Source organism: Xenorhabdus eapokensis, from assembly GCF_001908105.1.
This window is the reverse complement of the sequence record NZ_MKGQ01000170.1, coordinates 1-612: the sequence shown is the minus strand read 5'-3', so window position 1 is coordinate 612 and position 612 is coordinate 1. Positions and strand designations below refer to the sequence as shown.

The window sequence follows — 612 nt, the reverse complement described above, 5'->3', positions numbered from 1 at the left end:
GCAGTTGCCGCTCAGTACGTGCAACTCTTTGAATAACGAGACAGCTTGACGGCTCAGCGGTACGATGTGATCCGTTTTCATTTTCATGCCGCGTTCAGAGAAGCGAACGCCTTTGATGGGTTTTCGTGTGGCGGGAATTTTCCACACCGCATTTTCAAGGTCGATTTCCTGCCAGCGGGCAAATCTCAGCTCACTGGAGCGCACAAACGTCAGCAGCGCCAGCTCGACCGCGATTTTGGTCAGTAAGCGCCCGCGGTAAGCAGACAACCGGTTCAGGAAATCCGGTAAACATTCATGGGGCAGGGCGGGATGGTGACGGGATTTGGTGGTGGTGAGTGCGCCAGTCATATCATTGGCCGGGTTGGTTTCCAGAATATCATTCTGGACGGCATAACGCATGATAGCGGTGATACGCTGGCGTAGCCGTTGTGCTATATCGTGTTTGCCCTGCTCGTCAATGGCCTTGACGGGGGCTAAAAGCTGGCTGGTGCGTAATGTGGTAATATCGCGTGAGCCGATATGCGGGAAAATAGACTGCTCAAGGCTGCGCAGCACTTTTTGACGGTGGCTGTCGCTCCAGCGTTTGTTACTGGCGTGCCATGCACGGGCGAC

General features: G+C 54.7%; 1 protein-coding gene. It reads right to left on the bottom strand.

The window, feature by feature from the left end; genetic code table 11:
• Positions 1–612: tyrosine-type recombinase/integrase (locus Xedl_RS20000; protein ID WP_158024427.1), on the bottom strand; the 612-nt coding region annotated here is incomplete at both ends.